This window comes from Lachnobacterium bovis, from assembly GCF_900111325.1.
Lineage (GTDB): Bacteria > Bacillota > Clostridia > Lachnospirales > Lachnospiraceae > Roseburia > Roseburia bovis_A.
Map to the genome: position 1 here is coordinate 25,341 of NZ_FOGW01000011.1, position 13,674 is coordinate 39,014.

The 13,674-nt window shown below is 30.4% G+C and carries 11 protein-coding genes and 1 riboswitch; of the genes, 6 read left to right on the plus strand and 5 right to left on the minus strand.

Features of this window, described 5'->3' with window-relative positions; genetic code table 11:
- Window positions 1–183: 183 nt before the first annotated feature.
- Window positions 184–411 (plus strand): hypothetical protein, encoded by a 228-nt coding sequence (locus BMY79_RS05835; protein WP_022749142.1) that lies wholly within the window; start codon window positions 184–186, stop codon window positions 409–411.
- A gap of 176 nt (window positions 412–587) precedes the next feature.
- Here the strand turns inward: BMY79_RS05835 and BMY79_RS12165 are convergent, their stop codons facing one another.
- The 3 genes from BMY79_RS12165 to BMY79_RS05845 all read right to left on the minus strand — a co-directional run bounded on the left by BMY79_RS12165 (window position 588) and on the right by BMY79_RS05845 (window position 4,113).
- Window positions 588–749 carry a hypothetical protein gene (locus tag BMY79_RS12165; RefSeq protein WP_155890535.1) on the minus strand — a complete coding sequence of 54 codons (162 nt, stop codon included), beginning with the start codon at window positions 747–749 and terminating at the stop codon, window positions 588–590.
- Window positions 750–1,661: 912 nt separating this feature from the next.
- Complete coding sequence (locus tag BMY79_RS05840) at window positions 1,662–2,039, minus strand: PqqD family protein (RefSeq protein ID WP_022749137.1); 378 nt, start codon at window positions 2,037–2,039, stop codon at window positions 1,662–1,664.
- Between the two features lie 109 nt (window positions 2,040–2,148).
- The gene (locus BMY79_RS05845; protein ID WP_029066783.1) at window positions 2,149–4,113 is read right to left on the minus strand and encodes an OPT family oligopeptide transporter; all 1,965 of its coding nucleotides are present in this window, start codon (window positions 4,111–4,113) and stop codon (window positions 2,149–2,151) included.
- Window positions 4,114–4,357: 244 nt separating this feature from the next.
- A riboswitch (cobalamin riboswitch) is annotated at window positions 4,358–4,534 on the plus strand.
- A gap of 117 nt (window positions 4,535–4,651) precedes the next feature.
- Here BMY79_RS05845 and BMY79_RS05850 point away from each other — a divergent pair.
- From BMY79_RS05850 to BMY79_RS05870, 5 genes are read left to right on the plus strand one after another with little or no spacing between them, the layout of a single operon-like run.
- Window positions 4,652–5,554: a sirohydrochlorin cobaltochelatase gene (locus BMY79_RS05850; protein WP_022749134.1), complete on the plus strand. Its 903-nt coding sequence runs from the start codon at window positions 4,652–4,654 to the stop codon at window positions 5,552–5,554.
- 28 nt (window positions 5,555–5,582) lie between these two features.
- Window positions 5,583–6,593, plus strand: coding sequence for a hypothetical protein (locus BMY79_RS05855; protein WP_051604800.1), 1,011 nt, complete (start codon window positions 5,583–5,585; stop codon window positions 6,591–6,593).
- Complete coding sequence (locus BMY79_RS05860; protein WP_074730601.1) at window positions 6,580–7,887, plus strand: ABC transporter substrate-binding protein; 1,308 nt, start codon at window positions 6,580–6,582, stop codon at window positions 7,885–7,887. Before BMY79_RS05855 ends, BMY79_RS05860 begins: the two co-directional genes overlap by 14 nt.
- Window positions 7,888–7,934: 47 nt before the next feature.
- A complete protein-coding gene (locus BMY79_RS05865) occupies window positions 7,935–8,993 on the plus strand; it encodes a FecCD family ABC transporter permease (RefSeq protein ID WP_022749130.1) in 1,059 nt (352 codons plus the stop codon).
- A complete protein-coding gene (locus tag BMY79_RS05870; RefSeq protein ID WP_022749129.1) occupies window positions 8,994–10,112 on the plus strand; it encodes an ABC transporter ATP-binding protein in 1,119 nt (372 codons plus the stop codon).
- Window positions 10,113–10,119: 7 nt separating this feature from the next.
- Here the strand turns inward: BMY79_RS05870 and BMY79_RS05875 are convergent, their stop codons facing one another.
- On the minus strand, window positions 10,120–11,085 hold the full coding sequence (locus tag BMY79_RS05875) for an AraC family transcriptional regulator (protein WP_022749127.1): 966 nt from the start codon (window positions 11,083–11,085) through the stop codon (window positions 10,120–10,122).
- 239 nt (window positions 11,086–11,324) lie between these two features.
- Complete coding sequence (locus BMY79_RS05880; protein ID WP_022749125.1) at window positions 11,325–13,427, minus strand: methyl-accepting chemotaxis protein; 2,103 nt, start codon at window positions 13,425–13,427, stop codon at window positions 11,325–11,327.
- Window positions 13,428–13,674 lie beyond the last annotated feature (247 nt).

Consider the following 13,674-nt stretch of genomic DNA (forward strand, 5'->3'; position numbering starts at 1 on the left):
CTTTTTATTTTTTGTTGTGTTGTTATATAAAAAATATTTCTTATACTATAATTATTATAGCGCAAAACTTGAGAAAGAGTTCATTTTTTTAAGGCATTTAGTTGACAATAATAATTAAAAAAGTATAATAATGTTAAAATAAATTTTGAATTAAAAAAATAAAACGAAAATGAGGTAGAATATATGATTAATCCAGCATCATTAATGAAAGTAATGGGAATGCGTAATAAATTTGTTAATAATCATCCTAAAGTGGCTGAATTCTTTAAAAGAGTAGTAGTAAATGGTATGCCTGAAGGAACTATTATCGAAGTGACAGTTACTAAACCAGGTGAAGAACCAATAACAACAAATATGAAAGTTTTAGCATCTGACATTGAGATGATGAACGAATTAAAAAATTTAAAATAGTTATCTAATGAGAAAAAATAAAGACGATATTAAAAAAAAGTGCTCGCTATAACGTGCTCCTAAATTTTAATATCGTCTTTTTATTTTTTGTAATTATTAATTACGTTAATACCTATAAGTTTCACTTTTGAACCCAAGGTGTTGCTTAAAATGGGAATTTTGTGAAAAGTAGAAAATTATTTGTTCTGGCAATAAGATATATTTGCCTTTACTGAATGAGAATTACTATTAGTTAAATTTGGTGCATAAGCCACAATTACAAGTAATAATGCAATTGAAACGAATGCTTTAACAGAGTTAATAACGAAATTTTTTCTTTTTGGGGTATTTTTCTTCATTGTTTCTCCTCTTTGTGTATGAAATTTTTAGTTTAAAATTGGGTGTATATTCTGTCAATTGAAATAGCCAATTTTTTATATGGGGATTAAAAATATTAGCTATTTTTTTTACAGCCAAATTAGATTATAATCATTTTGAATTTTGTTGTAAAGGGTTTTTTTGTGAAAAATGTACAAAAAAGTTAATGTTTTAAAAAAAATGCAAAAGAAAACTGTTTTTCAAAGAAAACATAATGTTTCAATGAAAGGTACAAAAAAAATATATTCGAAAAAAAACAAAAAATATGAAAAATAGTGAATTTACAATGAGAATAAATAATAGTTACAAAGGGGAAAATTGCCAAGCGTTAAAGTTTGTCATGGACAAAAACGGAAACGGAATGGTCGAAATGCAGTATAGTGGATAAGAGTTAGTATATACAAATAGTAGAAAATAGCAAAAACACCAAAAAATCATAGAATTTATTTGGATATTTTGCTATAATATACATGTACCTGATAAATAATGAAACAAGGAGGGAGTAGTTGTTAATAGGTAGGTATAATTCAATTAGAATGTCAGGGCGTATAAATGGTTCATAAGGTTGATCACGGCGAGGCCAGTGAGCTATTAATAAGGAGTAGAGAGTATAGTTAATAAATGAGTATTTGACTCATTTGTGCTGGGGAGCGCAAGTGAGAAGAGAATATGGGAAATAGGAATGTATATACAGGAAATAGGAATGGGTAACAGTATATGGTATATATACAAATAATAATTGATTTCGAGGTATAGGTTTGGGGAAGCGTATATCGAGAAAGAATTTATAAGAAAAGCTATTTTGGTTGGGGGACTAAGAGAGCGTAAAAGAAAAAGAAGTGTCGATGATTATGCGAGAGTCGTTGACACTTCTTTTTTGTTTGTAAGTTGCATTATTGTTTTTGAAGAGGTTTTTCTAAGGTTATAAATTGATTTTTTCTTAAAATTTCAATAAATGTGGCAAGTCTTTCATATAGAGGTTCTACTGATTCGCCATATTCAGTTTTGATTTCTTGTCCAATCTGAAATATTGTTTTTTCACCGTTTATTTTAAGCCAAACAAAACTTCCGAATTTATCCAAGTCAACCTTTGTAACCTTAGGTTTTTTGAAGTATTTTTGGGCAAATTTATCGGATAGAGTATTACGCTCAATATATATGGTAACAATTGTTGTGTTGTTATCTGCTTGTTTTGTATCCCATTTGTATTTAGGATTATGTGATGGAGTATAATCCACATAATTAAGGGATGTTTTATTCTTTTTAAACATTAAATAGTTCCTTTCTTAGATAAAATAAAACCCTACCTAATTTATGAGTGAAAACTAGATAGGGATTTTATATTTAATTGTTTATTTTTCTAACTACTATATAAAGTAATTAGTTGTGTTTCTTTTTGTGGCAAAATGCAACTAAACTTAATGTTAATAATAAGAATGTTATAATTCCTAGAATATCGCTTGCAAAAATATTTGAAATAAATCTTAATGTAGAATTGCTTGAGTTTGCAAATCTTGATTGAAGAGCGATATATTCTGCAAAGTTTGAATATCCTTTAACAGGGATGATTTGGAAAATGGCAAGTATAATACCAACTAAACCTTCACCTGCGATTAAACCTGAAGAATAAAGTATACCATTTGTAACAACTTCTTCTTTTGCTTCTTCATTTTTCTTAGCTGCACGTTTTTCAACGAAGTATCGTACAAGACCACCAAGTACGATAGGTGTAGATGTTGTAATTGGTAAGTATAAACCAATAGCGATTGGTAATACTGGAAGGCCTAAAATTTCAAATACAACAGCAATTGAAATACCAATAAATACTAAAGTCCATGGTAAGTTATTGCTCATAACACCTTCAACTACTACTTTCATTAAACCAGCCTGTGGAGCTGCAAGTTCTTTTGAACCAAATCCCCAAGCTTTATCTAAAAGATATAATACACCAGTAATTGCTAAACCAGAAGCGATTACACCGATAAATTCACCAATCTGCTGTGTTCTTGGAGTAGCACCAACGATATATCCTGTTTTTAAATCTTGTGAAGTATCACCAGCAATAGCAGCGATGATACATACAACAGTACCTATCATGATAGCAGCTACCATTCCGCTAATACCAGCATTTCCGGCTTCTTTTAATGCAAAAGATGAAACAAGTAATGTTGCGATAGCCATACCTGATACAGGGTTGTTTGAGCTTCCTACTAAACCAACCATTCTTGAAGAAACAGTTGCGAAGAAGAAACCGAAAACTAAGATTAATATTAATGTTGGAATATTAAATGGTAATCCTGGAGTAAGTAATAATACGGCACAAATAACTACTACAGCAATACCAATAAATTTAATAGATAAATCTCTGTTTGTTCTAAGTGAATTATCACTTGAAGAAGTATTTTTTAATGATGCAATATTATCAACAAATGTACGGATAATAAGTGGAGTAGATTTAGCAAGTGAGATAATACCACCAGCTGCTACAGCACCTGCACCAATATATTTGATGTAATTTTTCCAAAGTAAGAAAGGATCACATTGGCTAATTGGAGTTGAGCCAGGAGCGATGATTGCATTACCACCAAATAATGAAAGAAGTGGCATAAGAACGAACCAAGCTAAAACACCACCAGCGAACATGTATGATGCAATTTTAAGGCCACAGATGTAACCTACACCAAGTAATGCTGGAAGAAGATCTCCACCGATTGCAGATCCTTTATATTTTTTAATGCTAAAAGATACACTCTGAGGGAAAATAGTAAGACCTTCAGAGAAGAATTTATAAATTGAGGCAATTCCTAATCCTGAGAAAACGATAGAAGCAGCTGAACCACCAGTTTCACCAGCGATAAGAACTTCTGCACATGCTGTTCCTTCTGGATAAGGGATTGTTTCGTGTTCTTTTACAATAAGTGCTGTACGTAAAGGAATCATAAATAAGATACCTAATAAACCACCAGCGATTGTAACAACAGCGATTGCGAGGAAAGAAATATGAGCATCTTTACCTTCTTTAATCCACATAAAAATTGCAGGTAATGTGAAAATTGCGCCGGCCGCAAGGGATTCACCTGCAGATCCAATTGTTTGTACTAAGTTGTTTTCGAGAATTGAATCACGTTTTAAGATAACGCGAATAAGTCCCATTGAGATTACAGCTGCAGGGATAGAAGCGGATACAGTCATACCTACTTTTAAACCTAAGTAAGCATTGGCAGCACCGAATACAACTGCAAGAATGATGCCAAGTAAAATAGAAGTGAAAGTCATTTCAGGGATTATTTTATCAGCTGAAATGAAAGGCTTAAATTCATTGGCATTAGAATTTGCTTTTTTCATTTTTGTTCTCCTTTTATAGTTATGATTAATGGGTATTATTGTGCAAATAAACAATTATCAATGGATGTACGATATAAAGTAGAGAAAATGTTATACCGTCGTACAAAGACATTTGTTTTTCGCAGATAACAATTATACCATAGAATGTATAAAAATAAAAGTTATACATAATGTATACATTGTTTATACATTAGAGAAAATGGTGTTGTAAAAATGAAAGTTTTATTGTACTATATCACATGAACAATTAACAAACGCAATAGGTGCCTAATAAGTTAGGTGAAAAGGGAAATGGGTGAAATTCCCATACGAACTCGTCACTGTGATTAGTTATTTTTTATGAAGAGCCACTGAGTGATTGGGAAGGCATAAAAAAGTAATTCTATGAGTCAGGAGACCTGCCTATTGTTATACAAAAGCGAAATGCTTAAACCACGAGTAATTGGTTGTATAATAAGATTATAAGTTTGTTAGATAATTTTATATAGTGATCAATTTGTGGACATTAAGTAATTTCAGAAGAAAAGGAGATTATAAAATGTCAAAAAAAATTCTTAAAAAAATCTTAGTATTAAGTTGCGTATCTGTTGTGACAGTTGCATCATTAAGTGCTTGTGGAAAAACAGTTGCACAAGATTCTAAAACAACAACTAGTCAGACTAAAAATGCGCAAAAATCAGAAATTCTAGTTGTAAGTTTTGGAACAAGTTTTAACAATAGCAGAAATATAACAATTGGTGGTATTGAAGCTGCTGTTAGAGAAGCTCATCCAGATTGTGATGTAAAAAGAGCATTCACTTCTCAAATTATTATTGATAAATTAAAAAAGAGAGACGGTATTGAAATAGATAATATCAAACAAGCGCTTGAAAGAGCTAAAAAAGATGGCGTTACAGATTTAACAGTCGTTACAACACACTTAATGTCAGGACATGAATATACTGATGTTAAAAATGCAGTAAAAAAATATGGAAAAGGTATCAAGAGTGTTGTTGTTGAAAAACCACTTTTAGATTCAGATAAAGATTATGAGAAACTTGCACAAATTTTAACTGAAAAATATAAAGCATATGATGATGGTGAGACAGCTATTTGCTTTATGGGACATGGTACAGATGCTGACTCAAACGTAACATATGCTAACTTCCAGAAAGTATTAACTGCTCAAGGAAAAGAGAATTTCTTCGTTGGTACAGTAGAAGCTAAACCATCAGTAGAAGATTTAATTGAAAAAATTAAAGCTAATCCAAAATACAAAAAAGTTGTATTAATGCCGCTTATGGTTGTAGCAGGAGATCATGCTAATAACGATATGGCTGGAGATGAAGAAGATTCTTGGAAATCAAAATTTAAAGCACAAGGATATGATGTTACATGCATCTTAGAAGGCTTAGGACAAGATTATGATGTTCAACAGATGTATGTTAATAAAATTAAATAATTTATAAAAAATAGGAGTAATCGACAAAATGATGAAATTGAAAAAAATTGCCGTTTCAGTTTTACTTGCTACAATGGTGTTAACAAGTGGTGTTCCTGTTATGGCGACACAAAACAGTAAAGTGGCAACACAAGGTGAGAGAGCGAAACAAAGTGAGGTTGAAGAAAAGGGGATGTACCCAATAGAAGCCTCAGATATTGTTGAAGGAAAATATGACTTAAAAGTTGAGTCTAGTTCGTCAATGTTTAGAGTTGTTAAAGCTGTTTTGACTGTTAAACCAGATAGCATGACAGCCGTAATTACTCTAGGTGGTAAAGGTTACGAAAAGTTGTACATGGGCACAGGCGAAGAGGCTGTAACTAAAGATGAGGGTGAGTATTCAAAAGCTATAGAAGATTCAAATGGTGCATTAACATATGAAGTAAAAGTAGATGCTTTAGACAAGGGCTTAGAATGTACAGGCTTTAGTAAACGTAAACAAAAATGGTATGATCATCAGATTTTATTTAGAGCTGATTCACTTCCAGCAGGTGCACTTAAGTCATCTGCATCGAAAGCTCATCATAAAATGGATGTGAAACCAATAAAATTAGAAGATGGAAAATATGAGATTAAGGTTTCTTTAAAGGGTGGATCAGGCAGAGCAAAAATTAAAACTCCAGCAGAAATTGTAGTTAAGAATAAAAAAGCTACTGCAAAGATTACATGGAGTAGTAAAAATTATGACTATATGATAGTTAATGGTAAGAAATATACTCCAGTTAATAAAAAAGGTAATTCGGTATTTGAAATTCCAGTTTTAGCATTAGATAAAAAAATGCCAGTAATTGGTGATACAACTGCAATGAGTAAACCTTATGAAATAGAATATTTTCTTACGTTCGATAAAAAAAGTGCAAAATTAGTTAAAGTAGAGTCAAATAAGGCAACAACTGTTACTATAATAACAGGAGCTTGTGTTGTTGTGTTAGTTGGCATTTTAATGTGGAAAAAAAATAAAAAGAATAAACATGAGAAAATTAAACATGAGAAAAAATAATTATATTTTAAAAAAGATAAAATTATCAGCAATTATAAGCATACTTTTTAGTATGCTTTTTGCTGTTATGGGGTGTTCGAGTAGTTATCATAATGATCAAATGCTCGTTGAAAAAAAAATAATATCAGAAGATAATCTTGATGTGATTCCTAAAATTGTAGGTTTAAAATCAGATAAGGTCACTGAATCAGAAAAAATAAAATACGCCAAGGGATTCAAAATTTATTATTACAACAACAAAAAATATAAATTAGTAAAAACCCTTAATGATAGAAATTATCTGATTGTGCCAGATGAAGATTATCAAGATTATATGGCATATAAACAAGAAAAAGCAAAGAGTGCTAAGAAAAAACAGTTTGATGTAAAAAAATACAATTGTTGGTCTAAATACACAATTTTAAATCAAAATAGTCATAATATTTATTTAGTAGCATCATCTGTAATGTCGCTTTTTAAGTCGATTGATGCTATGGATAAAATTAAATTTAGTGGAACAAATGTTGATTCTTGGTATATAGAAGAAGCTAAGAATGCAATGAGAGAAGGTCAAATATTATATGCTGGAAAATATTCTCAACCAGATTATGAAAGTTTGATTGAAAAAAAATGTGATTTAGCAATTCAGTCAACTATGATATTACACACTCCAAAGGTAAAAGAAAAATTAGAAAAGATAAACATTCCTGTTTTCATTGATGAATCAAGCTACGAAACGAATCCATTAGGACGATTAGAGTGGATAAAAGTTTATGGAGAAATGACAGGAAAAAGAGAACAGGCAGATTCTTTTTTTAAAGAAAAAATTGATATGGTAAAAAAAATAAAGAGTCAGGTTGATTCATCTAAAAGTGTAAAAAATAAAAAGAATAAAATTGCTTATTTTTACATTAATTCAGCAGGAAAAGTTGTTGTAAGAAAAAGTGAAGATTATATCCCTAATATGATAAAATTAGGTGGAGGAGAGTATGCTTTTAAAAATTTAAAAAATACTAATTCGGAAAATAAAAGTGGAGCTGTAACTATTTCTATGGAAGAGTTTTATGTACAAGCTAAGGATTGTGATTATTTGATTTATAACTCGACGATAGATGCACCAATAGAAAGTAAAGATGAATTAATAGGAAAGAATAAGCTCTTTGAAAAATTTAAAGCAGTAAAAAATAATTGTGTTTTTAACACAGACAAATATTTGTATCAATCAAGTGATAGTATGGCGGAGTTTATTGTTGATATCAATTCAATATTAAAATCGGATTATGATAATTTCATCTTCATTAAACATATTGAGTAAACATCAGTAAATACTATATGTTATATAAAAATGCAGAGGAGGCATATATGAAAAATGAAATGAATAGTATAGAAAATACGGAATATAATAAAGTAAGAAAAAGTAGATATTGTATAGTATTTGCTGGCTTGATTTTATTATTTATTTTCTTTGCATTATTAAATATATATATGGGAACGGCTGAAATTTCATTAAAAGATACTGTTGATGTGTTTTTTAATCCTCAAAATATTGATGAAAGTAAAAGAAGTATAATATTAGATATAAGAATTCCAAGAATGCTAGAGGCGATGATTTTAGGTGGAGCCCTAGCAGTATCTGGATTTTTACTCCAAACCTTTTTTCATAATCCAATTGCAGGTCCTTACGTTTTAGGAATTTCATCAGGTGCAAAAATGTTAGTTGCCTTTACATTGATAGTTTTTTTGAAAAATTTTTCCTATATAAGTTCGATAACATTGGTTATTGCAGCGTTTATAGGGTCATTAGCGGTTATATTTTTTATTCTTATTGTATCGAAAAGAGTAAATAATATGTCATCATTATTAGTTGCTGGAATTATGGTGGGATATATATGCTCGGCAGTTACTGATTTTTTGACTACGTTTGCAGCAGACGAAGACATTGTTAATTTACATGGCTGGTCCCAGGGAAGTTTTTCAGGAAGCAATATGGATAATGTGTGGTTTATTGCAATACTTGTTGGTGTGGTGTTTGTACTAGTTTGGTTAATGTCAAAACAAATTGGGGCGATTCAGTTAGGAGAAGAGTACGCACAAACAATTGGTGTAAATGTGAAAAAATTTAAAGTTATTTTAATTTTACTATCTAGCATACTATCTGCATGCGTTACAGCATTTGCGGGGCCAATATCATTTATTGGAATTGCAGTCCCATTTTTAATTAAGTTTCTTTTAAAAACCATTAAGCCTATTATTGTTTTACCGGCGATTTTTTTGGGTGGTGGAGTATTTTGTATGGGCTGTGATTTAGTTTCACGAGTAGCATTAGCTCCATCAGAATTAAATATAAGTACGGTGACTTCAATTTTTGGTGCTCCAATTGTAATTGTAATGTTGATTTCAAGAAACGCAAGGAGAAGGTAAATGAATAGAAAAAAAGAGATATGTATTAGGTTAGAGAATGTCGATGTGGGATATGGAAAGAAAATTGTTGTACAAAAAATAAATCTTGATATAACAAAAGGAAAAATCACAACACTAATCGGACCTAATGGAGCGGGAAAATCTACGATTTTAAAAAGTATAATTCGACAACTCAAACCGATTACGGGCGGAATTTCAATACATGATCAAAATGAACTCAAAAAAATAGAAACTATTTCACAAAAGGAATTTGCGAAAAAAGTTTCAGTAATGTTGACTAATAAGATAGATCCAGAACTTATGACGGTAAGAGATGTGATTGAAATGGGAAGGTATCCATATACTAATCAACTAGGTGTACTAAAAAAAGATGACAAGATAATTGTTGACGATATAATTAGTAAACTCAAATTAAACGATTTAGAGAATATGGATTTTAATAAAATAAGTGATGGACAAAAACAAAGAGTTCTTCTAGCTAGAGCTTTATGTCAAAATCCTGAAATTTTAATTTTAGATGAACCTACATCTTTTTTAGATATTAAACATAAAATTTCATTGTTGCAGATTTTAAAAACTTTAGCAAAAGAGAATGATATAACTATTATTATGACTTTGCATGAAGTGGAATTGGCACAAAAAATATCAGATAATGTGATCTGTGTAAAAGATAAATCTATATTTAATTACGGCAAAAGTAGTGATATTTTCAAAGATAATACAATAAATGAATTATATGGTATAAATAGAGAAGAAAATGGATATGATTATATTTTTTCTACGGTAGAATTTCCTAAAGTTGTAGGAGAAGCAAAGACGATGGTTATATCTAATTGTGGAAGTGGGATAGAGGTCTATAGACAATTGCAGAAGGAAAATATTCCGTTCCATGCAGGGATTGTATATAAGAATGATATAGATTATAATTTGGCAAAAAAATTAGCAGTTGATTTTATAGAAATACAGCCGTATGAAGAAATTACAGATGAAGATGTTCGTAGAGCTAAAATAGAAATTGATAAAATGGAAAAAATAATACTACTTCCTTTAACCTATGGAAGTACAAATGACAAGTTAAAAGAAGTAGTAGAATATGCAAAATCTAAATTTGGTCTATAAAGTGAATTTAAGCTTGTTTTTTACGTACATCAGATGGTGTGCAGTTGTATTTTTGTAAAAAACTTTTTGAAAAATAACTTAGGTGCTTAAATCCACATAAAACAGATATATCTGTTATTGATTTATCAGTTGTTTTTAAAAGCTTATAACTAACATCTAAACGATAAAAGTTCAAAAAATCATTTGGTGATTCATGTAGGAAATCTGCAAAGATATTGCAACATTTGCTTCTACTTATACCACCTGAGGCAGCTATGTCGTTTAGAGAAATTTTTCGAGAATAATTATTATGTATAAAAGAGATCATGGTCTGCAATATTGAAAGATCAGTTCTCTTTTTTTTGCGACGATTTATATAATTTAAACTTATGGCATCATCAGGTAGTTTTCCGTAAAAGCTAACAAATAAAATATCAATAAAACCTATTATGCTTAATTCGTAAGCTTTAGGTTTGTTTTTTTCTAGAATACAGATTTTGTCTATAAACTGTTGAATAGCAGCAGTTTCTTTGCTGTAGTATGGATAATAAATATACGTTGGTGAATGTTCATTAAAAAAAGGCATGATAAATTCGTCGTGTAGTGAATGCGAACTAGTTATTAAAGATGGATGTAAATTAATACATTCATAGGAACACTCTGTATTGTTTTTAGAATACAGAAAATGCATTTGAGATGAATTAATAAATATGCAATCACCTTTTCTCAAATTTATGACCTTTGTATTAATTTTACAATGCATTTCACCAGACAATATTCTAAGTAATTCAAAATCTTCATGCCAATGGGGAATGGTATGGTTTGAAGGAAAAGAGGAAATATTTTGTTCACTGATATGTAGTGGTACTTCAGGACGATTATATTTTATCTGGTTAAGATAATCGGGTTGAACACCAAATGAGTTTGTGTTCACTGGTGTATCTTTTTTTACATCTAATTCGTATGTAATATCTACTTTATCCTGAGATATCATTATTTTCCTCCTTTGTTAAAAAATAATGTCTTTTGATAAATATTTATAGTTTAATTATACTAAAAACAAAGAATTATTCAAACAATTTCTTGTTTACAATTCATCTATTTCAAATGATAATAAGGGTTTTGTAATATGGCGTTCGTAATAATGGCTCCGTAATAACATATATTACGGAGCCTTGTAGAGTATAAAATGTAACAAAACAATAATTAAAGGAGAATAGTAATTATTGATAGTTATACAGTTTTAAAAATACTTAGTGCATCGTTTATCTTAGTTGAAGATTCTGTTACTGTATTTGCACTAGCGGCTACTTCTTCACTTTCAGCAGCAACTTGTTGAGCACTAATGGCTAGTTTCTCAACGGTTGAAGAAACTTCCTGACTACTTGCAGATTGTTCCTCAGAAATTGCAGCAACAGAAGATGCAATATTATCAACGTTAGACATCATATCCATCATATCTTTTATCGTTGTATTTGTTTCTTGTACATCATCAAAAATTTGAGCAAAGGTATCGCCTGCAATATTAACAGCTTCTGTACTACTTGCGATTTCTTCAACATTAGTTTTAGCTTTATTTGATAGCTGATCAATTTGCTTAGTTATATCTTGTATAATTGCAGCAATTTGAGTTGTAGAATCGGCTGAATCGGATGCTAAAGTTCCAATTTCACTTGCAACAACTGCAAAACCTTTACCAGCTTCACCAGCTCTAGCGGCTTCTATTGAGGCATTAAGAGATAGTAAATTAGTTTGTTCAGCAATAGAGTTAATCATTTCAATTATAGAGTTGATCTTTTGTGTAGATTCACCTACAGTAGAAACAACTTCGTTCATTTCATTCATAGAAGCTGAAATGCCTTCCATACCTTTTTTAACATTCGCCATATCATGTTGACCATTTTGCGCTTTTGTTACAAGGGTATTCATAGTTTCATTAGCAGTATCACCTTTGTCCATGAGTTCGTTAACCTCACCGGCAAGATCAGTTGCATTGTTTGCTAATTCTGTTACTGCATCTGTCATACCATCCATAGCAAGTTTGATTTGTTCCATAGCAGAAGACTGCTCGGTTGCCTCTGTACTAAGTGATTCAGAAGCTAGTCTACTTCCATCAGCCTGAGATGATAAGTCATTTGAAACATTTCTTATATTTGTCAAAGATTGATTCATTTGTTCAAGGAAGAATTTTAAGTATTTACTCATTACTCCAATTTCATCTTTAGATTTTGCAACAATGTCTACAGTAAAATCATTATCTGTTATACGACTGATTACTTCTGTAATTGCTTTAATTGGTTTCGAAACAATTACTGTAATCAAAGTTAACATTAAAACTGCAAATACTACAAGTGCAATCGCTAGGAATATGTATGCTATATTTTGGAATTTATACAAATCAGCTAATACAACTTTTTCATAAACACAACAAACAACAGTCCAACCAGTTTTACCAACTTTAGCTGGAGAAGCATAATATACAGATCCGTCATCAGCGGTTACTCTTGTAGTTGGATTTTCTGCGCCGTATAGAATCTTTTCTGTAGCTTTTTTAGATACTGTTTGTAAATCTACAGCAAAACTATCATCTTTCAAATCAGATAATTTTTTACCATTTTGTTTAGGATCTACGTAAGATAAAATGTCATCTCCACTAAATAACATCATACTTCCTGAATCCATAGGTTTAATTTTTGAGGTTGTTTCAACGAGTGGATCTAATACTATATCTGCAGCAGCAACACCACTTCTTCCATCTTTTAATTTGATTTTTCGAGCCATTGAAATAACAGTAGCGCCGGTTGAACTGTCGGTATAAGGAGAACCAATAAATTTGAAGTGATCATTATTTATACCACCAGTATACCAACTACGTTCTGCTGGAACATAGCCATCTTTTAAACAAGGATCGTTTTCAAGGGAATAATCAGATTTATTTTGTTCGTTATAATATATAAATTCTTTAGTTGTAAGACCAATATATACACCAGAAGAACATAAATTTGAATAACTTCTTGTAGGTTTTAGAATTCTAAGAATGTCTTTATTATCAACATCTTGTATTTCTTCAATGGATTCTACAACACCATCATAATGCGTGACTATTTTTTCTAATTGTAGAGCTAATTTTTCAGCCTGATAATGTGATTCATTATCTAAGGAGTCTTTGGCTGTATTAGAAATTACAGTTTTAGCTTGTGCTAAAACAAATGCCATCAAAACTATCATAATTATAGCTATTAATGGGATAAGAATTACAACAAGTTTTCCACTAATAGAATTATAAAAAGGAACATCTTTTTTAACATTACCAGTTTTTGGGTTAGTATTTTTCATTATTCGAGAGCCTCCTTGCAAAAATTATATAAAAAAAAATGGGAATAATACTAGAGTGAAAATACCGCTCTTGAAGAATTATTGCGTAGAGATGATTAGGTTTCTACACTTTAAATATCGGATAAATGCAGATAAAATTGAGTGATAAAAAAATAATATCATAAAATTTAATAAAAAAAAATAATATTACATAAGATGAAATTAAGATAAATTAAAAAAATAAATATCTCATCAAAGGCATGAATGA

Excerpts from the sequence above, each read along its gene's own strand:
- BMY79_RS12165 (WP_155890535.1), bottom strand. The coding sequence starts at position 749 with ATGAAGAAAAATACCCCAAAAAGAAAAAATTTCGTTATTAACTCTGTT.
- BMY79_RS05855 (WP_051604800.1), top strand. The coding sequence starts at position 5,583 with ATGATGAAATTGAAAAAAATTGCCGTTTCAGTTTTACTTGCTACAATG.
- BMY79_RS05870 (WP_022749129.1), top strand. The coding sequence starts at position 8,994 with ATGAATAGAAAAAAAGAGATATGTATTAGGTTAGAGAATGTCGATGTG.
- BMY79_RS05845 (WP_029066783.1), bottom strand. The coding sequence starts at position 4,113 with ATGAAAAAAGCAAATTCTAATGCCAATGAATTTAAGCCTTTCATTTCA.
- BMY79_RS05860 (WP_074730601.1), top strand. The coding sequence starts at position 6,580 with ATGAGAAAAAATAATTATATTTTAAAAAAGATAAAATTATCAGCAATT.
- BMY79_RS05850 (WP_022749134.1), top strand. The coding sequence starts at position 4,652 with ATGTCAAAAAAAATTCTTAAAAAAATCTTAGTATTAAGTTGCGTATCT.
- BMY79_RS05835 (WP_022749142.1), top strand. The coding sequence starts at position 184 with ATGATTAATCCAGCATCATTAATGAAAGTAATGGGAATGCGTAATAAA.
- BMY79_RS05865 (WP_022749130.1), top strand. The coding sequence starts at position 7,935 with ATGAAAAATGAAATGAATAGTATAGAAAATACGGAATATAATAAAGTA.
- BMY79_RS05840 (WP_022749137.1), bottom strand. The coding sequence starts at position 2,039 with ATGTTTAAAAAGAATAAAACATCCCTTAATTATGTGGATTATACTCCA.
- BMY79_RS05875 (WP_022749127.1), bottom strand. The coding sequence starts at position 11,085 with ATGATATCTCAGGATAAAGTAGATATTACATACGAATTAGATGTAAAA.
- BMY79_RS05880 (WP_022749125.1), bottom strand. The coding sequence starts at position 13,427 with ATGAAAAATACTAACCCAAAAACTGGTAATGTTAAAAAAGATGTTCCT.